Source organism: Pandoraea aquatica (genome assembly GCF_902459565.1).
Taxonomy (GTDB): Bacteria; Pseudomonadota; Gammaproteobacteria; order Burkholderiales; family Burkholderiaceae; genus Pandoraea; species Pandoraea aquatica.
In genome coordinates this window covers 559,940-581,433 of sequence record NZ_CABPSN010000003.1, presented here as the reverse complement: position 1 = coordinate 581,433, position 21,494 = coordinate 559,940, and the positions used below count along the sequence as shown (strand labels likewise).

General features: G+C 63.5%; 17 protein-coding genes. 9 read left to right on the top strand and 8 right to left on the bottom strand.

What is annotated here, in order from left to right; translation table 11 throughout:
* The first annotated feature begins 11 nt into the window (after positions 1-11).
* Together rpmG and nadB are read left to right on the top strand one after the other, a co-directional pair.
* Positions 12-179, top strand: coding sequence for a 50S ribosomal protein L33 (gene rpmG, locus PAQ31011_RS13440; RefSeq protein WP_039400834.1), 168 nt, complete (start codon positions 12-14; stop codon positions 177-179).
* A 243-nt stretch (positions 180-422) separates the two neighbouring features.
* Positions 423-2,027: an L-aspartate oxidase gene (nadB, locus tag PAQ31011_RS13435; protein ID WP_150576266.1), complete on the top strand. Its 1,605-nt coding sequence runs from the start codon at positions 423-425 to the stop codon at positions 2,025-2,027.
* Positions 2,028-2,129: 102 nt separating this feature from the next.
* Here the strand turns inward: nadB and nadC are convergent, their stop codons facing one another.
* From nadC to purN, 6 genes are all read right to left on the bottom strand, one after another.
* Positions 2,130-3,032 (bottom strand): carboxylating nicotinate-nucleotide diphosphorylase, encoded by a 903-nt coding sequence (gene nadC, locus PAQ31011_RS13430; protein WP_246179543.1) that lies wholly within the window; start codon positions 3,030-3,032, stop codon positions 2,130-2,132.
* Positions 3,032-4,165: a quinolinate synthase NadA gene (nadA, locus tag PAQ31011_RS13425; RefSeq protein WP_150576265.1), complete on the bottom strand. Its 1,134-nt coding sequence runs from the start codon at positions 4,163-4,165 to the stop codon at positions 3,032-3,034. Before nadA ends, nadC begins: the two co-directional genes overlap by 1 nt.
* Positions 4,166-4,260: 95 nt before the next feature.
* Positions 4,261-5,457 carry a DesA family fatty acid desaturase gene (locus tag PAQ31011_RS13420; RefSeq protein ID WP_150576264.1) on the bottom strand — a complete coding sequence of 399 codons (1,197 nt, stop codon included), beginning with the start codon at positions 5,455-5,457 and terminating at the stop codon, positions 4,261-4,263.
* A 329-nt stretch (positions 5,458-5,786) separates the two neighbouring features.
* Positions 5,787-7,226, bottom strand: a complete 1,440-nt coding sequence (locus PAQ31011_RS13415) for a mechanosensitive ion channel family protein (RefSeq protein WP_425495104.1) — start codon at positions 7,224-7,226, stop codon at positions 5,787-5,789.
* A gap of 19 nt (positions 7,227-7,245) precedes the next feature.
* Positions 7,246-8,556 (bottom strand): RsmB/NOP family class I SAM-dependent RNA methyltransferase, encoded by a 1,311-nt coding sequence (locus tag PAQ31011_RS13410; RefSeq protein WP_150576470.1) that lies wholly within the window; start codon positions 8,554-8,556, stop codon positions 7,246-7,248.
* A gap of 197 nt (positions 8,557-8,753) precedes the next feature.
* On the bottom strand, positions 8,754-9,413 hold the full coding sequence (gene purN / locus PAQ31011_RS13405; protein ID WP_150576262.1) for a phosphoribosylglycinamide formyltransferase: 660 nt from the start codon (positions 9,411-9,413) through the stop codon (positions 8,754-8,756).
* Between the two features lie 214 nt (positions 9,414-9,627).
* Between purN and PAQ31011_RS13400 the strand changes: the two genes are divergently transcribed.
* The 7 genes from PAQ31011_RS13400 to dut all read left to right on the top strand — a co-directional run bounded on the left by PAQ31011_RS13400 (position 9,628) and on the right by dut (position 18,526).
* Positions 9,628-10,620 (top strand): bifunctional riboflavin kinase/FAD synthetase, encoded by a 993-nt coding sequence (locus PAQ31011_RS13400; protein WP_150576261.1) that lies wholly within the window; start codon positions 9,628-9,630, stop codon positions 10,618-10,620.
* Between the two features lie 156 nt (positions 10,621-10,776).
* Positions 10,777-13,614, top strand: coding sequence for an isoleucine--tRNA ligase (ileS, locus tag PAQ31011_RS13395; protein ID WP_150576260.1), 2,838 nt, complete (start codon positions 10,777-10,779; stop codon positions 13,612-13,614).
* Positions 13,614-14,156 (top strand): signal peptidase II, encoded by a 543-nt coding sequence (gene lspA / locus PAQ31011_RS13390; protein WP_150576259.1) that lies wholly within the window; start codon positions 13,614-13,616, stop codon positions 14,154-14,156. Before ileS ends, lspA begins: the two co-directional genes overlap by 1 nt.
* 131 nt (positions 14,157-14,287) lie before the next feature.
* The gene (gene coaBC / locus PAQ31011_RS13385) at positions 14,288-15,499 is read left to right on the top strand and encodes a bifunctional phosphopantothenoylcysteine decarboxylase/phosphopantothenate--cysteine ligase CoaBC (RefSeq protein WP_150576258.1); all 1,212 of its coding nucleotides are present in this window, start codon (positions 14,288-14,290) and stop codon (positions 15,497-15,499) included.
* A 237-nt stretch (positions 15,500-15,736) separates the two neighbouring features.
* Complete coding sequence (locus PAQ31011_RS13380) at positions 15,737-16,957, top strand: MFS transporter (protein WP_150576257.1); 1,221 nt, start codon at positions 15,737-15,739, stop codon at positions 16,955-16,957.
* Positions 16,958-16,973: 16 nt separating this feature from the next.
* A complete protein-coding gene (locus tag PAQ31011_RS13375) occupies positions 16,974-18,005 on the top strand; it encodes an LLM class flavin-dependent oxidoreductase (protein ID WP_150576256.1) in 1,032 nt (343 codons plus the stop codon).
* A 74-nt stretch (positions 18,006-18,079) separates the two neighbouring features.
* The gene (gene dut, locus PAQ31011_RS13370; RefSeq protein ID WP_150576255.1) at positions 18,080-18,526 is read left to right on the top strand and encodes a dUTP diphosphatase; all 447 of its coding nucleotides are present in this window, start codon (positions 18,080-18,082) and stop codon (positions 18,524-18,526) included.
* 95 nt (positions 18,527-18,621) lie between these two features.
* Here dut and clpA read toward each other — a convergent pair whose 3' ends face one another.
* On the bottom strand, positions 18,622-20,919 hold the full coding sequence (gene clpA, locus PAQ31011_RS13365; protein WP_039400867.1) for an ATP-dependent Clp protease ATP-binding subunit ClpA: 2,298 nt from the start codon (positions 20,917-20,919) through the stop codon (positions 18,622-18,624).
* Positions 20,916-21,230: an ATP-dependent Clp protease adapter ClpS gene (gene clpS / locus PAQ31011_RS13360; protein ID WP_010807118.1), complete on the bottom strand. Its 315-nt coding sequence runs from the start codon at positions 21,228-21,230 to the stop codon at positions 20,916-20,918. Before clpS ends, clpA begins: the two co-directional genes overlap by 4 nt.
* Positions 21,231-21,494 lie beyond the last annotated feature (264 nt).

Below are 21,494 nucleotides of genomic sequence, written 5' to 3'. Positions count from 1 at the left end.
AGGAGCTCATCATGGCAAAAGGCGCTCGCGACAAGATCAAACTGGAATCGACCGCAGGTACGGGTCATTTCTACACGACCACCAAGAACAAGCGTACCCATCCGGAAAAGATGGCTATCAGCAAGTTCGACCCGGTGGCTCGTAAGCACGTCGAATACAAAGAAACCAAGATCAAATAAGATCAACAGGTTTCATCGCGGTAGCTTGCTACTGCGTTCGGTACCCCGCCTCTGGCGGGGTATTTTCGTTTGAGCGTCCCGAAAATTGCACCGCTACGCTATGCGTAGTCTTCCGACGCGCAATTTCTCCGATGTGCGCATAGGGTCATGTGCCACGCGCGTATTGACTCGCTATACTGGCTCCTCTCCCATTACGAGGATCGCGCCAGTGTCGCCGCGTCGATCCCAGACACCGCGCGTATCATGAATTTCGATGTCGTCATCGTCGGCAGCGGGCTCGCCGGCCAGTCCGTCGCCCTGCATCTGGCCAATACCTGCCGCGTGGCACTCGTTGCAAAACGTCCGATGCCCGAAGGTGCAAGCGACTGGGCACAGGGCGGCATCGCCGCCGTACTCGATTCGACCGACAGTGTCGACGAGCATGTCGCCGATACGCTGATCGCCGGCGCAGGACTCTGCGACGAAGCGGCCACGCGTTTCATCGTCGAGCACAGTCGTGAAGCCATCGAATGGCTCATCGAACAGGGCGTGCCTTTTACCCGCGACTCGGATGCCGAACTCGGCTTTCACCTGACGCGCGAAGGCGGACATAGCCACCGACGCATCATCCACGCCGCCGACGCCACCGGGCATGCTGTCATCGCGACGCTCACCGAACGTGTGCGCAAGCACCCGAACATCACCCTCTTCGAGAACCACTTCGCTGTCGATCTGATCACCTCCGATCGCGCCGACGACGCGCCCACGGCCGGCCGTCACTGTCAGGGGTTGTATGTTCAGGATCTCGGCACCGGCGAGGTGCATGCGATGACGGCCCGGCATACGGTGCTGGCCACCGGCGGTGCGGGCAAGGTCTATCTCTATACGACGAACCCCGATACGGCTACCGGCGACGGCATTGCCATGGCATCACGCGCGGGTTGCCGGATTGCGAACATGGAGTTCATCCAGTTCCACCCGACGTGCCTCTATCATCCTTACGCCAAGTCGTTCCTGATCTCGGAAGCCGTGCGCGGCGAAGGCGGCCGATTGGTGCTGCCCGACGGTACCCGCTTCATGCTGCAACACGATCCGCGCGCCGAACTGGCGCCACGCGACATCGTGGCCCGCGCCATCGACTTCGAGATGAAAAAACACGGCCTCGACTGCGTGTATCTCGACATCAGCCACCAAAGTCCCGAGTTCCTGCGCGAGCATTTCCCGACGATTCTGGCGCGCTGCGCCGAACTGGGCATCGACATCACGAAGCAGCCGATTCCGGTCGTGCCCGCAGCGCACTACACGTGCGGCGGGATCGTGACCGATATGCACGGCCGCACAGATCTGCCGGGGCTTTACGCCGTCGGCGAAGCGACTTACACGGGCCTGCACGGCGCGAACCGGCTTGCCAGCAACTCGCTGCTGGAATGCATTGTGCTCGGGAAGGCGGCGGCAGAAGATATTCAACGAGACGAAGCCAAACATCCGCCCGCCATCGACGCCCCTGCGTGGGACGAAAGCCGCGTATCGGACGCGGACGAGGAAGTTGTCGTCGCCCACAACTGGGACGAGCTGCGCCGCATGATGTGGAACTACGTCGGCATCGTGCGCACGACCAAGCGACTGGAGCGGGCACAGCATCGTATTGCCTTGCTGCGGGAAGAGATCGCCGAGTATTACGCGAATTTCCGCGTCAGCCGGGATTTGCTTGAACTACGGAATCTGGTCGACGTCGCGTCGCTGATCGTCGATAGCGCGTTGTCGCGTCGCGAAAGCCGCGGGCTACACTTCTCGCGCGACTTCCCCGATACGCTGCCGAAGGCACTGCCGACGGTGATTTCGCCAGCGCTGCCGCGCCGCAAGCGGTAAGTCGGGCGCTCGCGAGCACGCAAACAAAAAGGCCGCAGGGTAAAAACCTGCGGCCTTTTTGTTCGCCACGCGATGTCAGCGCAGACTATCCAATCGGGACACTTACCCCACCGTCTCCAGAATCCGCATGGAGAAGTCGGTCGCACGAACATCCTTCGTCAGCCCACCGATGGAAATACGGTCGACGCCCGTCTCCGCAATCGCACGCACCGTTTCAAGGTTGATGCCGCCCGACGCTTCCAGCACGGCACGTCCATCCGAAATGCGCGCCGCTTCACGCATCATTTCCAGCGTGAAGTTGTCGAGCAGGATCGACGTTGCGCCGCAGTCGAGCGCCGTCGCTAGCTCTTCGAGCGACTCCACTTCGATCTGGACGGACGCTCCGTCTGCGAGACGATCGGCGTTCGCGAGCACCTGACGGATACCGCCAGCGGCCGCGATGTGGTTCTCCTTGATGAGAATGCCGTCGTAGAGCGCCAGTCGTTGATTCGTCCCACCGCCGACGAGCACCGCGAACTTCTGTGCGAGACGCAGGCCAGGCAACGTCTTGCGGGTATCGAGCACGCGTGCCTTGGTCCCCTCAACGATATCCGCATACCGGCGCACGGAGGTCGCAACGCCGGAGAGCATCTGAAGGAAGTTCATCGACGTGCGCTCACCCGTGAGCAACGCGCGCGCCGGACCATGGATGTCGCACACGACCGAATCCGGTGCCATGCGCTCGCCTTCGCGGTAATGCCATTGCACACGTACGGACGGGTCCACGCCCTGCATGCAGCGCTCGAACCAGCGAACGCCGCAAAGCACGGCCGACTCGCGCACGATGATGCGCGCATGCGCCATTTCTTCGGACGGCACCAGCAGGCCCGTCAGGTCGCCGCTGCCGATGTCCTCATCCAGTGCGTCGCGCACATTGCGCGTCACCGCCGCTTCGATCGGCTCGCCGAAAACGGCGAATTCGGGAGAGAGTGCCTCGGCGGTGCTCAACGTTTTCGATTGCGTCATTATGCGGGGCCTACACCGGCAAAGAGCGCGCCGTCGCGCGCGAAGTCACCGCTGGCGCGCACATTCTGTTTGCGCGCTTCAGCGAACGTCAGCATACGGTCGATACAGGTATGGGCGCGACGGCCGATCTCCGGATCGACGTGAATTTCGTTCGCCCCGGTCTCCAGCACGTCGGCCAGATTCTGCAAGCTGTTCATCGCCATCCACGGGCAATGCGCGCAGCTCTTGCACGTGGCGCTGTTGCCTGCCGTCGGCGCTTCGATAAAGCGCTTGCCCGGTGCTGCGGCGCGCATCTTGTGCAGGATGCCGTTGTCGGTGGCCACGATGAACTCGGTGGCGTCCATGGTCTGCGCCGCCGTGATCATCTGCGACGTCGAACCCACGACGTCCGCCAGCTCGACGACCGCCGCCGGCGACTCCGGGTGCACCAACACCTTGGCGTTCGGGTATTCGCGGCGCAGCAGTTCAAGTTCGGTACCCTTGAACTCGTCGTGCACGAGACAAGCACCCTGCCACAGCAGCATGTCGGCCCCTGTCTGCTTCTGGACGTAGCTGCCCAGATGGCGGTCAGGCGCCCAGAGAATCTTCTTACCCTGCGCGTGCAGATGCGCCACGATTTCGAGACCGATGGACGACGTCACCATCCAGTCGGCGCGCGCCTTCACGGCTGCGCTCGTATTCGCGTAGACGACCACGGTGCGATCCGGGTGCGCATCGCAGAACGCGGCGAATTCGTCTGCCGGGCAGCCCAGATCGAGCGAACAGGTCGCGTCGAGATCGGGCATCAAAATGCGTTTTTCGGGACTGAGAATTTTCGACGTCTCGCCCATGAAACGCACGCCGGCCACCACGAGCGTCTTGGCGGCATGATTTCGGCCGAAACGCGCCATTTCGAGCGAATCGGCCACGCAGCCGCCGGTCTCTTCGGCGAGGTCCTGCAGGTCGGAGTCGACGTAATAGTGCGCCACCAGCACGGCGTCCCGCTCGACGAGCAAACGCTTGATCTTGGCCTTAAGCGCCGCGCGTTCCTCCTGCGACGGCGCCTCCGGGACACGCGCCCAGGCATGGGCTACGCACGTGGCGCCGCTCGATGCGGGGCGCTCGAATTCTACGGATTTAAGTGAGGCATTCATTTTCGCGTGGCCCGAGGGGTGGACCTGGAATGACAAAACCCCGCCGTGGCGGGGTTTCGATTATGCGTCAAAAACAGATTTCTGGCTGAACCCGTTCACGCGTAGCGGCGCAGACGCGTCGCGAATTCCTGCAATGCGTGAATGCCACTCTGCTCGGCGCGATGGCACCAGTTCTGCAACTGACCCAGCAACTGCTCGCGCGATGCGTTCGAACGGTCCCAGATACCGGCCAGTTCGCGACGCAGTTCGTAGTACGTCTTCACGGCGTTGCTGTGCGCGAAGATCTCGCCCAGTTGCTGCTTCTGCGGCTCTTGCAGCGATGCTTCGTCGTGATGCAGCCACTTGCGCGCGCCGCGGAACAACTGATATTCGCCATGCTGACGCTTGTCCTTGAAGCGCGCCAGTTCTTCACCGTAGGCACGCTGGAAGGTCTTCGCGTAACGCGCCATCACTTCATAGCGGTTCGAGAGCACGGCCTGCAACGTATCGTCGTCGCATGCGGTCTTGATCTTCGCGAGCTTCGGCGTCGGCGCAACCTTCTTCACCTTGGCCAGGCCCACGAACGACAGCGTACGGATGTACAGCCAGCCGATGTCGAATTCGTACCACTTGTTCGACAGCTTGGCCGACGTGGCGTACGTGTGGTGGTTGTTGTGCAGCTCTTCGCCGCCGATGATGATGCCCCACGGCAGCAGGTTCGTCGACGCGTCGGCGCAATTGAAATTGCGGTAGCCCCAGTAGTGGCCCAGACCGTTGATCACGCCAGCAGCCCAGAACGGGATCCACACCATCTGCACGGCCCACACGGTCAGACCGAGGGCACCGAACAGCGCGATGTTGATGATCATCATCATGCTGATGCCCAGAATCGGGTAACGCTTGTAGATGTTGTTCTCGATCCAGTCGTTCGGCGTACCGTGGCTGAACTTGCGCAGCGTTTCTTCGTTCTTCGCTTCAGCGCGATAGAGTTCGGCACCTTCGGCCAGCACCTTCCACAGGCCACGCGTTTGCGGGCTGTGCGGGTCTTCCGGCGTTTCGCACTTGGCGTGGTGCTTGCGGTGAATCGCGGCCCACTCGCTCGTGATCATGCCCGTGGTCATCCACAGCCAGAAACGGAAGAAATGGGCGACGATCGGATGCACGTCGAGCGCGCGGTGCGCCTGGCAACGATGCAGATAGATGGTCACACCGGCGATCGTCACATGGGTGACGGCCAACGTGTAGAAGAAGATCTTCCAGCCGCTCCAGTCGAGCAGGCCGGTCGAGAGAAATCCAAGGAGACTGTCCAGCAAAATATCACTCCAAACTAATCAATACGGTAGCCATCACGGCAAAGCATCGAAATGTGCCGTGTCTTGTCTTGTCGGGTCGAAGGCCGATGTGGACATAGGCCGTCGCGTCAGGTCTCGTTCTTGCGCTCGCTTGACGCTTCGATTCGCTGGAGGACGGCAAGTTGCGGTGCCGGTGCGATATAGGCGGAAAACGGTGCGGAAAACGTGCCAGTGAACATCTGGCTTTATGGTTTGGGACGCATTTTACCCGACGGACCGTTGCCCGTGTGTCGCCTCGCAGCCACGCAATTTGTCGCAGGTCAACCCGTCGGCTTAGGGAAAAAGGTCTATCAGGCCGTCTTTCCTGCGTCATCCGCCTGTGGCAAGGGCGTTTGGGGCGTCGAATTGGCCGAATTCGGCTGTTCGTGCGCCCCCTCTGGCGAAACGGGGCCATCGACCGGCAGATGGGGGGCTTGCGCAGGAATCCCGTCCGCCCAGTCGTTCAGGATACGTATTTCGCGCTGGGCATACGGAATTTCAATACCATGCTCACGAAATGTGCGCCAAATCCGCAAATTGATGGTGGAACGGATGCCGCCGCTGCCTTGCGCCGGATCTTGCACCCAGAAACCCATTTCCAGATCCATCCCATCGGCACCGAAGTTCAGCAACAGCGCCGAGGGCGGCGGATCCGTCAGCACGCGGGGGATGTCTTCGGCCGCCTTGAGCATGAGCGACATCGCCAGCTCGACGTCCGCGCTATACGCGACCTGCACCGTCACTTTGGCCCGTCCGCGGGTCTCGGTGAACGAATGGTTCTGCACGACGTTCGTCACCAGTTGCTCGTTCGGCACCAGCGCTTCGACGCCGTCCAGCCCGCGCACGACCGAGTACCGCGTGTTGATTTGCGAGACGGTGCCGTGATACGTCGACACCGTAATCAGGTCGCCGATGCGCACGGAGCGGTCCAGCAGGATGATGAAGCCCGACACCAGGTTCGACGCGATCTTCTGCAAGCCGAAACCCAACCCCACGCCAAGCGCACCACCGAACACGCCCAGCACAGTGATGTCGATGCCGACGAACGACAGCGTCGCGAGCACGGCGATCAGCGTCAGCAAGCCCTTGACCACACGCGAGAGCACCACCTTCAGGTTGCCGTCGAGCGTGGTCGTGCGCATGATCCGGTCTTCGATCAGCGAGCCGACCCACATCGCCAGCACCAGCGTCACGCCGATCCAGAGCAGGCCCGACAGCATCGAGAGCAGCGTCAGATGGCTTGAGCCGACAGCGAACTTGACGCTGGCGAGCCACTTGAGGATGTCGTCGTGCACGCCCAGGACATAGGCGAGCATCGAGAACCAGGCGAGCGTCGTGAACACCCGCTCGAACACCTTGAGCAACCCCGAAGCATGGGGCGACGAAGCAAACAACCGGCGGGCGAAGTAGAACGCGAGATAGATGAGCGCAGTGCCGAACAGCGGGACTTCCGCGAGCATCAGCAACGAGACGTGCGTGTATTCCTGAAGCACCACGCGCGTGAGCGCCACGCACATCCAGCCGAACATCGGGAAGAACGAGCGACGCAGGCTCGACGAACCCGCGCGGCGTGCAGGAGCCACGCGCTCGAAATGGCGATCGAGGCGTCCGATCATCCAGCGACGCAGCACGAGGGCGACGGCAAGCGCGCCCACGAGCGCGACGATCTGCCAGATGATCTGCGGATCGCCGAAGTCGCGAACGACGTCCCGCACCAACCTCGCGAAAGCCGGACTTTCCTGCATCGCCATTTCCTTCTATCTCTTCTAGTTATTCGTCGATATTAGCTGACGGCACAACTGCCGCCTTGGCGGCCGGACGACGCTCGAACACGGCGGCGAAAAAGCCGTCGGTCGCGTTGCGATGCGGCAACAGTTCGAGGTACTTGCCCGTGTCGAGTCCGATTTTCTGCGCCGCCAGCAATTCGTTCGCAGGCAGCAGCACGAAGTCCGGATGCGCGGTGAGGAACGCCTCGGCAATCGCGCTGTTCTCCTCAGTCAGCACACTGCACGTCGCGTACACGAGACGGCCGCCCGGCTTCACAAGACGCGCGGCGCTCGCGAGGATCGACGTCTGCTTCTGCGTGAGTTCTTCGACCGACTGCGGCGACTGACGCCACTTCAGGTCCGGATTGCGACGCAGCGTGCCGAGCCCGCTGCACGGCGCGTCGACCAGCACGCGGTCGATCTTGCCGGCCAGACGCTTGATCTTGCTGTCGTTCTCGCTGTCGATCATCACCGGATAGACGTTCGACAAGCCGCTGCGCGCCAGACGCGGCTTGAGCTTGGCCAGACGCTTCTCCGACACGTCGAACGCATACAGACGCCCGGTCGAGCGCATGGCCGCACCGATGGCAAGCGTCTTGCCGCCCGCCCCTGCGCAGAAGTCGACGATCATCTCGCCACGGCGCGGTGCCACAAGTTGGCACAACAGCTGGCTGCCTTCGTCCTGCACTTCGATGGCACCGGACATGAACAACGGGTGTTTCTGCAACGCCGGCTTACCCGCCAGACGAATGCCGTTGGGTGCCATCGGCGTCGGCTCGGCCGAGAAGCCGCTCTCACGCAGCCCGGCCAGCACGTCGTCGCGGGTCGCCTTGATCACGTTCACGCGGCAGTCGAGCGGGGCCGGCTGGTTCAGCGCGGCGGCAAGGGCTTCCAGTTCGGTGGCGTCGAAACGCGCGGCCAGACGGTCGTACAGCCACGCCGGCAAGTTAGTACGCACTCTCGGTGCCAGGCTTGCCGGATCGATCTGACCGACGTGTTCGAGCCACGTCGCTTCTTCGGGCGTCGCGACCAGTTCGACCGACGCAATGCCGCGCGTGAAGGCCAGACCGAGCAGCGCCAGACGGCGCTCCTGCGAGCCCGTGCCGCTCACGGCGTGCTGACCGAATTCGAGCTTGCGGCGCAGGATGGCGAAGACCGTCTCCGCCAGCACACCGCGCTCGCGGTGGCCCAGCTTGTCGTTGGCACGGAAGTAGGTGCTGACCAACGTGTCGGCCGGGCCGGTGAACGTCAGCACGCTGCCAAGCAGGCGCTGCGTGTGTTCGAACAGTGCCGGGGGCAGACGCTCGCCGCGCATGCCGGTGCCACCGACCGGGGCGTCCGGACGGCGCTCGTAGCGCGTGCGGTCGTACTTGTCGGGACGGACGTAGCGCTCCTGGCGCTCGCCATGGCCACCACTGCCGCCCTTGGACGACTGACGGTTATCGGAGGAACGGCCGCCAGAGCGGTGACCGGATGAATTGGCGCCATCGCGGCGCTGGGTCGGGCGGGTGCTCATGCGTCCTCACCAAAAAGCCATTGCGAATCTTGCGAATCGGGGGTGCCGTCGGCACGTGGAGTCAGCGTCACGCGGCCATCCGCGATGACCAGACGGTCCTCCACGAACCAGCGCACGGCGCGCGGGTAAATGATGTGCTCTAGGGGCAGAATGCGCTCTGCCAGTGTCTCGGGCGTGTCGCCGTCGCGCACAGGCAAGGCGGTTTGCAGCACGTACGGGCCGTGATCCAGCTCGGCCGTCACGAAATGCACCGTTGCGCCGACGATCTTGCAACCGGCTTCCAGTGCACGGGCGTGCGTTTGCAGCCCCGGGAACGCCGGCAGCAGCGACGGATGGATGTTGAGGAGGCGCCCGGCGTAGTGGCCGGTGAATGCCGGCGTGAGAATGCGCATGAACCCGGCGAGCACGACCAGATCGGGCTGGTGACGGTCGATCTCGGCGGCCAGCTCGGCGTCGAAATCTTCACGGGTCTTGCCGAGACTCGGGACCACGGCCGTGGGAATGCCGTTTTCCTGGGCAAATGCCAGGCCTTCGGCGTCGGGACGATTGGCGATGATGGCGGCCACGCGGGCCGGCCAGCCTTCTGCGGTACAGGCCCGGACGATGGCCTGCATGTTGCTGCCTCGTCCGGAAATCAGGATGACAATGTTCTTCATCGCCGGATTTTATCATTGGCGCGGCGCACCAGACAGCGCGATCCGCGCCGCGATGGCCCCGAAGCGTTTATAATTCAACGTTCTGCGGCGCCGCAATGTCGGTTCGAGCGCCCTGTGTCGACCGGTTGTCCCCGGGCGCGACAGGCCGCCAGACCTTCCCAGCCACGCCGCGCGGCTATTTCATCACTCAACGTCCTGTAGACGCTTCTTTATCGTGCGAGTCTTCCGGGGTCTACCCAACGCGCAAAGCAAAGCGCCCTGCGTGCTGACGATCGGCAATTTCGACGGCGTGCATCTGGGCCACCAGGCACTGCTCGCGCGCGTGCGCGCGGCGGCGGCTGCGCGCGGCTTGCCGGTGTGCGTGATGACGTTCGAGCCGCATCCTCGCGAATACTTCATGCCCGACCGGGCACCGGCCCGCATCTCCAATCTGCGCGACAAGTTCGAAGCGCTGCGCTCGCACGGCGTCGACCGTCTCGTGGTGGAACACTTCAACGCGCATTTCGCCGGACAGTCGCCCGAAGACTTCGTGCGCAACATCATCGTCGACGGCCTGCACACGCGCTGGCTGCTGGTGGGCGACGATTTCCGCTTCGGCGCGAAGCGCGCGGGCGACATCGAATATCTGCGTGACGCCGGCCGCCGCTTCGACTTCGTCGTCCAGCAAATGCCGACCATCGCACACGACGGCGTGCGCATTTCCAGCTCGGAAGTGCGTGCGGCGCTCGCCGACGGCAACTTCGAGCGCGCGCACGCGCTGCTAGGCCGTCCGTATGCGATCACCGGTCACGTCGTGCACGGCATGAAGCTCGGCCGCAAACTCGGCTTCCCGACGCTCAATCTGCGCATCGCGCACAAGCACCCGGCCCTCTCGGGCATCTTCGTCGTTCAGGTGCACGGTCTGGCGGACAAACCGCTGCCCGCCGTGGCAAGCCTGGGCCTGCGCCCGACCGTGGACGATTCCGGTCGCGTGCTGCTCGAAGTGCATCTGCTCGACTTCGTGGGCGATTGCTACGGCAAGCTGGTGCGCGTGGAATTTTTGCAGAAACTGCGTGACGAAGCGAAATTCGACGGACTGGCCGAACTCGAAGCCGCCATCGCGCAGGACACGCGCGAGGCCCGTGCCTATTTCGCCCATGCACTCGACGCCAATGGCCCGAGCGCACGACGCGACTTCGCCACCACGGCGACCGACCGAATTAGTTGATCTTCGCCCGCGTGCGCCGGCGCTCAGCGTCTCGCGCGCGGCCCGCTGCCGCCTCTGGCATTTGCCCGGGCGTTGCCCTTCTGGCCCACAAGGCCTCCGCAACGCCACCGGCGCGAGCGCCCCACACCGATTCCAAAATTCGATAGCGTTGCATCCATGAGCGAAAAGAAAGCCCCGAGCAAATACCCCGTCAACCTGCTGGACACGCCGTTCCCGATGCGTGGCGACCTGCCCAAGCGCGAGCCGCTGTGGGTCAAGCAATGGCAGGAAAAGAAGATCTACGACAAGATCCGCAAAGCCAGCAAAGGCCGCCCGAAGTTCATCCTGCACGACGGCCCGCCGTATGCGAACGGCGACATCCACATCGGTCACGCGGTCAACAAGATCCTCAAGGACATGATCGTCAAGGCGCGCAGCCTCGCAGGCTTCGACGCCGCCTACGTGCCGGGCTGGGACTGCCACGGCATGCCCATCGAAATCCAGATCGAAAAGCAGTTCGGCAAGCATCTGCCGGTGCGCGAAGTGCAGGAAAAGGCGCGCGCCTACGCTGCGGTGCAGATTGAGCGCCAGAAGGCCGACTTCGAGCGTCTGGGTGTGCTGGGCGACTGGGACAATCCGTACAAGACCATGAACTTCTCGAACGAAGCCGGTGAGCTTCGTGCGCTCGCGAAGATCCTGGAGAACGGCTATGTGTATCGCGGCCTGAAGCCGGTGAACTGGTGCTTCGATTGCGGCTCGGCGCTGGCCGAAGCGGAAGTCGAGTACAAGGACAAGACCGATCTGGCCATCGACGTCGGCTTCGCCTTCGCCGAACCGGAAAAGGTCGCCAAGGCCTTCGGTCTGCCGAAGCTGCCGCGCGAAGACGGGTTCATCGTCATCTGGACGACGACCCCGTGGACCATCCCGTCGAACCAGGCGCTCAACGTTCATCCGGAAGTCGAGTACGCGCTCGTCTCGACCGAACGCGGCCTGCTGATCCTCGCGACCGATCGCGTGGAAGACTGCCTGAAGACGTACGGCCTGCATGGCGAGATCATCGCCCGCACGAAGGGTGAAGCGCTCTCGCTGATCCGCTTCCGTCACCCGCTCTCCACGGCCGACGAAGGCTACGACCGCACCTCGCCGATCTACCTCGGCGACTACGTGACGACCGACACCGGTACCGGTATCGTCCACTCGGCCCCGGCCTACGGCGTGGAAGACTTCGTGTCGTGCAAGGCGCACGACATGCCGGACTCGGAAATCCGTATGCCGGTGCTGGGCGACGGCCGCTATCAGGACAGCCTGCCGCTGTTCGGCGGTCAGTCGATCTGGGACGCCAACCCGCAGATCGTCGACGCGCTACGCGACGCGGGCACGCTGTTCCACTCGTTCAAGTACACGCACAGCTACATGCACTGCTGGCGTCACAAGTCGCCGATCATCTATCGCGCGACGAACCAGTGGTTTGCCGGTATGGACGTGAAGCCGGTCGACGGCGCACCGGGCAACGGCCGGACGCTGCGCGAGATCGCGCTCGCCGGGATCGAAGCGACGGAGTTCTTCCCGTCGTGGGGCAAGCAACGCCTGCACAACATGATCGCGCACCGCCCGGACTGGACGCTCTCGCGTCAGCGCCAATGGGGCGTGCCGATGGCGTTCTTCGTCCACAAGGAAACCGGTGCGCTGCACCCGCGCACGCCCGAGCTGCTCGAAGCTGTGGCCAAGCGTGTGGAAACCGAAGGCATCGAAGCCTGGCAGACGCTCGACCCGGTCGAACTGCTCGGCGACGAGGCCAACGATTACGTGAAGAACCGCGACACGCTCGACGTGTGGTTCGACTCGGGCACCACGCACTGGCACGTGCTGCGCGGCTCGCATGCGCATGAACTGGGCTTCCCGGCCGACCTGTATCTGGAAGGCTCGGACCAGCACCGCGGCTGGTTCCACTCGTCGCTGCTGACCGCCTCGATGCTCGACGGCCGCCCACCCTACAAGGCGCTGCTCACGCACGGCTTCACCGTCGACGGTCAGGGCCGCAAGATGTCGAAGTCGATCGGCAACACCATCGTGCCGCAGGAAGTGGCCGACAAGCTCGGCGCGGAAATCATCCGTCTGTGGGTGGCCTCGACCGATTACTCGGGCGAGCTGTCGATCTCCGACGAGATCCTTAAGCGCGTGACCGAAGGCTATCGTCGCATCCGCAACACGCTGCGCTTCCTGCTCGCGAACCTGGCCGACTACGACCACGCGAAGCACACGATGCCGGCGGATCAGTGGCTGGAAATCGACCGTTACGCCGTGGCGCTGGCGCAATCGCTGCAAACCGAAGTGCTCGGCCACTACGATCGTTACGAGTTCCACCCGGTCGTGTCCAAGCTCCAGACGTTCTGTTCCGAAGACCTCGGCGGCTTCTACCTCGACATCCTCAAGGATCGTCTGTACACGAGCGCACCGGACGCCCCGGCACGCCGCGCCGCGCAGAACGCGCTGTATCACATCACGCACGGTCTGCTGAAGCTGATGGCCCCGTTCCTGTCGTTCACGGCGGAAGAAGCGTGGCAGGTGTTCCAGCCGGGCAACGACACGATCTTCACGGAGACGTACTACGCCTATCCGGAAGTCGCGGAAGGCACGCGTCTGCTCGAGAAGTGGCATCTGCTGCGCACGGTGCGCGGCGACGTCACCAAGGCACTCGAAGAAGCCCGTGCCGCCGAGCAGATCGGCTCGTCGCTGCAAGCCGAAGTGGACGTGCGCGTCTCGGGCCGCAAGTACGACGTGCTGGCCAGCCTCGGCGACGACCTGCGTTTCGTGCTGATCACGTCGGCCGCGAAGGTCTCGCAAGTCGCCTCCGAAGCGGAGGAAGGCGTGGTCGTCACGCCGTCGACGCATCAGAAGTGCGAGCGCTGCTGGCACTATCGTGAAGACGTGGGCGCAGATGCGGCTCACCCGACCCTTTGCGGACGTTGCGTGTCGAATCTCTTCGGCAGCGGCGAACACCGGAGCGCGGCATAATGGCAAGCAAAGCAGGCGCCCGTACGGGCGCGAAGCGTGGCGGTAGCAGCAATGCACGTAGCGGCGCGTCCCTCGGACTGGCGCCGTGGCTGGGCATCGCGGTCATTGCGATCCTGATCGATCAGGTCACCAAGCTCACGATTCTGAAGACGTTCCAGTACGGCGAATTCCGCCCGCTGACCTCGTTCTTCAATCTCGTGCTGGTGTACAACAAGGGCGCAGCGTTCAACTTCCTGGCGGCTGCCGGTGGCTGGCAACGCTGGTTCTTCACGCTGCTCGGCATCGTGGCGGCCACGGTGATCGTGGTGTTGCTCAAGCGTCATAACGGTCAGAAGATGTTCTGCCTGTCGCTGTCGCTGATTCTCGGCGGTGCGCTCGGCAACGTGATCGATCGGGTGGTCTATGGCCATGTGATCGACTTTCTGGACTTTCACGTCGGCGGCTGGCACTGGCCGGCGTTCAACGTGGCCGATTCGGCCATTTGCGTGGGCGCAGTGCTGCTGGTGATCGACGAGTTGCGACGCGTGCGGCGCGGCAAATAACGCAACGCAGCCGCAGCGATCTGCGGCACGATGCGTCCACGGCGTGTAGCCGTTGCGACGAATCGGTAAGCAGCAAACACCGTCGCGGCGCCCTGGAGGCGCCGCGCGGCACTTTGGAGGAGGCATTTCCTATGAAACGTGGTGAACTGGCTGGCAAGACCATCGTGCTCGGCCTGACGGGCGGCATCGCCTGCTACAAGTCGGCAGAACTCACGCGGCTGCTCATCAAGGCAGGTGCCACGGTACAGGTCGTGATGACCGAAGCCGCCACGCAATTCATCACCCCGCTCACGATGCAGGCGCTCTCGGGCCGCCCGGTGTTCACCAGTCAGTGGGACAACCGCGTCGACAACAACATGGCGCACATCGACCTCTCGCGTGAGGCCGACGCCATTCTCATCGCCCCCGCCTCCACCGACTTCCTCGCCAAGCTCGCGCACGGCATGGCCGACGATCTGCTCTCCACGTTGTGTGTGGCGCGCGATTGCCCGCTGCTGGTCGCACCCGCGATGAACCGTCAGATGTGGGCCAATCCGGCCACGCAACGCAACGCGGCGACGCTACGCGGCGACGGCATCGAGATTCTCGGCCCGGGCAGCGGCGATCAGGCCTGCGGCGAAATCGGCGACGGGCGCATGCTCGAACCGGAAGACCTGTATGAAGCGCTTGCAGGCTTCTTCCAGCCGAAGCGTCTGGCGGGACGTCGCGTACTCATCACCGCCGGTCCGACCTTCGAGCCGATCGATCCGGTGCGCGGACTCACGAACCGCTCCAGCGGCAAGATGGGTTTCGCCCTCGCGCGCGCCGCCGCACAGGCGGGTGCCGACGTGCATCTCGTGGCCGGGCCGACCGCGCTCGCGACGCCCTACGGCGTGACCCGCAGCAACGTCCAGACCGCGCAACAGATGTACGACGCCGTGATGGCCGACGTTTCGCGTAACGACATCTTCATCGCGGTCGCCGCCGTGGCCGACTGGCGCGTTCGCGACGTAGCGCACGACAAGATCAAGAAGACAGGCGACGCCGACGTCCCGACGCTCGAATTCGTCCAGAACCCGGACATTCTCGCCGCCGTGGCGCAACTGCCGAAGCCGCCGTTTTGTGTGGGCTTCGCCGCCGAGTCCGGCGATCTCGAAAAGCACGGTGCGCAAAAGCGTCAGCGCAAACAGGTGCCGCTGCTTGTGGGCAATCTCGGCCCGGCCACGTTCGGGCAGGACGACAACGAAGTCATTCTGTTCGACGAAGCGGGCCAGAAGCGTCTGCCGCGCGCCGACAAACAAGCGCTCGCGCGCAGCCTGATCATCGAAATCGCCGCACGGCTGCCGTCGCGCACGCCCGGCTGACGGGCTGAACGGCCTGATGGCCATGGCGATCCGCTCGCGCGCCGACGCCCGTCGCCGCAGCGGCCCTCGCCGCAATACCCCTACCGCCAGTCCGTCTGTCATTGTCGTTGTCCGGCGACGCTGACAGACTGGCAGGCGCGGTGGCAGTCGGCGACGACCAGCAAACGCATCACACGCCCCACGACCTGCCGCCATCAGTACCCGGGCCTTCGGCCCATCGCAGAAGATATCAACCAGATGACGCAACCTCCTACGCCCTCGCGGCCAGCCGTCAGTGTCTACGGGACATTGAGCATGCTCGCCGCGATCATGTTCTTCGGCTTCATGACCATCGGCATGCCGCTGCCCGTGCTGCCGGTGTACGTCCACGAAACGCTGGGCTTCGGCTCGTTCGTGGTCGGGGTGACGATCGGTATCCAGTCGGTCGTCACGCTACTGCTGCGCTCCTATGCCGGACGCACCGTCGACACGCGCGGTCCGCGCAACGCCGTGCTGACCGGCCTGTGCGGCTGCGCGGCGGCCGGTGTGCTGTACCTCGTCGCCTCGATGGTGCCGAACCCGTCGCTGGCGCTCGGCGTGCTGCTGGCGGGACGCGTCGTGCTCGGCTTCGGCGAAAGTCTGCTGCTCACGGGCGGCATGTCGTGGGGCATCGGCCTGCTCGGCGCGACGCACGCGAGCAAGGCGATTTCGTGGCAAGGCGTGTCGATGTACACCGCGCTCGCCGTGGGGGCACCGTTCGGTGCGTATTTGCTGCAAGCCGCAGGCTTCACCGTCGTTTCGCTGGTCAACATCGGCCTGCCGGCCGTGGCGTTCGCTATCGCGCTGCGTCTGCCTGCGGCGGCGCCGGTCGGTGGTACCCGTCTGTCGTTCTTCAAGGTGGTCGGGCTGGTGTGGCGTCCGGGTCTCGCGATGACGCTGGGCAGCATCGGCTACGCCGTCATCGCTGCCTTCATCACCCTGTTCTACGCGAGCCACGGCTGGTCGGGTGCGGCGTTCGCGCTCACGCTCTACAGCGGCACGTTCATCGCGATGCGGATTCTGCTCTCGCATGCAGTCGACCGCTTTGGCGGACGCCGCGTCGCCATGTGCTCGCTCGTCTTCAGCGCCATCGGTCAGTTCCTGCTGTGGGGCGCAGTCAATCCGCATATGGCGCTCGCCGGCGCAGCGCTCACCGGAATGGGTTTCTCGCTGGTGTTTCCGGCGCTGGGCGTGGAGGCATTGCGTTCCGTGCCGCCGCAGAACCGGGGCGCGGCACTGGCCGCGTACTCGGCGTTCTTCGATCTCGCGCTCGGTCTGATCGGACCGATGGCCGGTCTCGTCGCCAACTTCTTTGGCTACGCCTCGATCTTCCTTTGCGGTGCCGTTGGCGGCATCGTCGCGATTGTGATGATTGCGCGCCTGCCGCATGCAGGCCTCGGGGCCGCCCCGGTGGATTCGTCCGCCAGCAGCGGTCACTGATCGGAGCGACCCACCCATGACGCAACCCGCTGCACGTATCAAACTCTCGGTGCTCGATCAGACACCGGTCATTCACGGCCATAGCGTGGTGGACGCCATCGCCGCGACCGTCGAACTGGCGCAAGCCGCCGACGACCTCGGCTACACGCGCTACTGGTGCGCAGAACACCACGGACTGCGCGGTGTGGCCAACCCCGCGCCGGAAGTCATGATCGCCCGGCTGGCGAGCGTGACGAAGCGTCTGCGCGTGGGCTCGGGCGGCGTGATGCTGCCCTACTACAGCCCGTTCAAGCTGGCCGAGCAATTTCTGATGCTCGAAGCGCTGTTTCCGAATCGCATCGACCTGGGCGTCGGCCGCGCCCCCGGCGGCGACATGCGCACCGCACGCGCCGTCGCCAAGGGGCCGTACGACGCGGGCGAGCATTTCCCGCAACAAGTCGCCGAACTGGCGGGACTCTTCGGTGACACGCTCGCCGACGACCATCCGTACCGTGGCGTGCTCCTGCAACCGGCGGTGGAAACACGCCCTGAGTTGTGGGTGCTAGGCTCCAGCGAATTCGGCGGACTGCTCGCTGCGCAACTCGGCCTGCGCTACTGCTTCGCACACTTCATCAATGCGCATTACGGCCATCGTGTGACGCAGGCTTATCGCGAGCGGTTTACACCGGGGCAACTCGACAAACCCTACTGCTCAGTCGCGTTGTTCGTCATCTGCGCCGACACGGATGCAGAAGCCGAGGCGCTCGAAGCGGGCGTGGATCTGCGTCGGGTGCAGATGGCGTACGGCATGAACGAGCCGATCCCCAGCCTCGATCAGGGTGCGCAGGCCAAGCCGCAATACCGGGAGCGGGAACTGTCCGTGATCGCCCGGGAGAAGCCGCGTAGTATCATCGGCACCCCGGAGCGCGTGACCGAACGTGTGCTGGAATTGCAAGAGCAGTTCGAAGCGGACGAAATCACCGTACTGACGGTCGCCGGCAGCTACCGCGCCCGTCTGCGTTCGCATGAACTGCTGGCGCAGGCGTTTTCGCTGCGTGCCGACGACTGATGTGGCCTGACGAGCTGCACCATCCACATCCTGAAAATTTTTGATTCACTCGCCTTAACTCAACGCCATACGCCATGAAACTCGACGTCAAGATCCTCGACGAACGCCTGCGCACGCAGTTGCCCGCTTATGCCACACCGGGCAGCGCCGGCCTCGATTTGCGTGCGTGCCTCGACGCACCGATGACCATCGCGCCGGGACAGACGGTGCTCGTGCCGACGGGTCTGGCCGTCCACCTCGCCGATCCGGGCTACGCCGCCCTGATTCTGCCGCGCTCCGGCCTCGGCCATAAGCACGGCATCGTGCTGGGCAATCTGGTCGGTCTGATCGACTCGGACTATCAGGGCCAGTTGATGGTCTCGACGTGGAATCGCGGCAACGAGCCGTTCGTGCTGAACCCGTTCGAGCGTCTGGCACAACTGGTGATCGTGCCGGTCGTGCAGGCCGAGTTCAACATCGTCGACGAATTCCCGGAAAGCGATCGCGGCGCCGGCGGCTTCGGCAGTACCGGCAAGCAGTAACGACGCTGTAACTCGCTCGCTCCTCACACGGGCGACGCATAAAAGAAAAGCGCCGCATTTCGCGGCGCTTTTTCTTTGCAACAGTATCGAATCGATTACTCGACTTCGGCCGCTTCCGGCTGAGCCTTGGTGTTGCCGTCTTCCGGGAAAGACAGTTGCACCTGATCGTTCTCGTCGAGATCGACGGTCACGCGGCCCCCGCTGGTCAGACGCCCGAACAGCAGTTCGTCCGCCAGCGCACGACGGATCGTGTCCTGAATCAGACGCTGCATCGGCCGTGCGCCCATGAGCGGATCGAAGCCCTTCTTCGACAGATACGCACGCAGCTTGTCGGTAAAGACAACCTCGACCTTCTTCTCATGCAGCTGGTCTTCGAGCTGGATGAGGAACTTGTCGACCACGCGCAGGATGATCTGCTCGTCGAGCGGCTTGAAGCTGATGATCGAGTCGAGGCGGTTGCGGAACTCCGGCGTGAACATGCGCTTGATGTCGGCCATCTCGTCGCCGGCCTGACGCTCGTTCGTAAAGCCGATGCTCGCACGGTTGATCGTCTCGGCCCCCGCGTTCGTCGTCATGATGATGATGACGTTGCGGAAGTCGGCCTTGCGACCGTTGTTGTCCGTCAGCGTGCCGTGGTCCATGACCTGAAGCAGCACGTTGAAGATGTCCGGATGCGCCTTCTCGATTTCGTCGAGCAACAGCACGCAATGCGGCTTCTTCGTGACGGCTTCCGTCAGCAAACCACCCTGATCGAAGCCCACGTATCCCGGCGGCGCGCCAATCAGACGGCTCACCGCATGGCGCTCCATGTACTCCGACATATCGAAGCGGATCAACTCGATGCCCAGCGTGAACGCGAGTTGCTTGGCGACTTCGGTCTTGCCGACACCGGTCGGGCCCGAGAACAGGAACGCGCCGATCGGCTTGTCCGTCTTGCCCAGCCCGGCGCGCGACATCTTGATCGCTGCCGACAGCGCATCGATGGCCGGGTCTTGCCCGAACACCACGCTCTTCAGATCACGATCGAGCGTCTGAAGCTTGCCACGGTCGTCTGCCGACACGCTTTGCGCCGGAATCCGTGCAATCTTCGAGACGATTTCCTCGATCTCGCCCTTGCCGATGGTCTTCTTCTGCTTCGACTTCGGCAGGATCCGCTGCGCAGCGCCCGCTTCGTCGATCACGTCGATGGCCTTGTCCGGCAGGTGACGGTCGGTAATGAATTTGGCCGACAACTCAGCCGCGGCCGACAGTGCGCTCGACGAATACTTCACGCCGTGGTGCTCTTCGAAACGCGACTTCAGGCCGCGCAGAATCTGCACCGTCTGCTCGACGGTCGGCTCGTTCACGTCGATCTTCTGGAAGCGACGCGACAGTGCTGCGTCCTTTTCGAAGATGCCGCGATACTCGGTAAAGGTCGTCGCACCGATGCACTTGAGCTGGCCCGAGGAGAGCGCCGGCTTGAGCAGGTTCGAAGCGTCCAGCGTGCCGCCCGACGCAGCACCTGCGCCGATCAGCGTATGAATTTCGTCGATGAACAGGATCGCGTTGTTGCGCTCCTTGAGTTCCTTGAGCACCGCCTTCAGACGTTGCTCGAAGTCGCCGCGATATTTGGTGCCGGCGAGCAGCGCGCCCATGTCCAGCGAGTAGACGGTGGCGTCCTGCAGAATCTCGGGCACTTCGCCGCGCGTGACGCGCCAGGCGAGGCCTTCGGCAATCGCCGTCTTGCCCACACCGGCCTCACCCACGAGCAGCGGATTGTTCTTGCGACGGCGGCACAGCACCTGCACCACGCGCTCGACTTCCGATTCCCGGCCGATGAGCGGATCGATCTTTCCGTCGCGCGCCATCTGGTTCAGGTTCTGGGTGTACTGAGCGAGCGGGCTTTCCTTGGCGTTGGCGCCTTCTTCCCCTTCGGCACTCCCTTCGCCGGCCTTGGCCGACTCGCCGGACGCGCCGGTCTTGGTAATGCCGTGAGAGATAAAGTTGACGACGTCCAGACGCGTTACGCCCTGCTGTTGCAGGTAGTAGACCGCGTGGGAGTCCTTCTCACCGAAGATGGCGACCAGCACATTCGCGCCCGTGACTTCCTTCTTGCCATTGGAAGTGGACTGAACGTGCATGATGGCGCGTTGAATCACGCGCTGAAAACCGAGCGTGGGCTGTGTGTCGACCTCGTCGCTGCCCGGCACCGTCGGCGTGTTATCTGCGATGAAGTTGCGCAGGTTCTGTCGCAAATCATCGAGATTGGCCGCGCAGGCGCGCAACACTTCGGCTGCAGTCGGGTTATCCAACAGGGCGAGCAACAGGTGCTCGACCGTGATGAATTCGTGTCGTGCCTGGCGCGCTTCCATAAACGCCATGTGCAGGCTGACTTCCAATTCCTGGGCAATCATGCTTCCTCCATCACGCACTGCAGCGGGTGCCCGGACTGCCTTGCATGGCTAACAACTTGCTCAACTTTGGTCGCCGCGACGTCGCGCGTAAAGACCCCACAAACTCCCCTGCCCTCGCGATGAACCTTGAGCATGATCTGCGTGGCAGATTCCCGGTCCTTATTAAAATATTCCTGAATGACCATCACCACGAACTCCATCGGGGTGAAATCGTCGTTCAACAGTACCACCTTGTACATGGACGGCGGCTTGAGCTGTTGCTCTTGCCGCTCCTGTACGGTGTCGTCATGCGTTGTCGGTAAGGTTGCCATACGTGGATTCTAAACAACTCTCGGGTGCAGGAAGCCATCGGAGCCCCAATGCCGCCTGCCGTCCGGTCGTCCACCGGCATGCCAACACTCGTCGATCAGCGCGTGCGTTGTCCAGCAAGGCGCTGCAGCCCCGACCACCGGGGGTGCCACACCCATATGAGTCAGCTTAACCCAAATTTCAAGGGCGTGTCTCCGCACGCCTTATACCCTCCGAGATATAAGGGTAAAACCTGATCGAACGTAACTTCTATCGTTCAAAAAGGG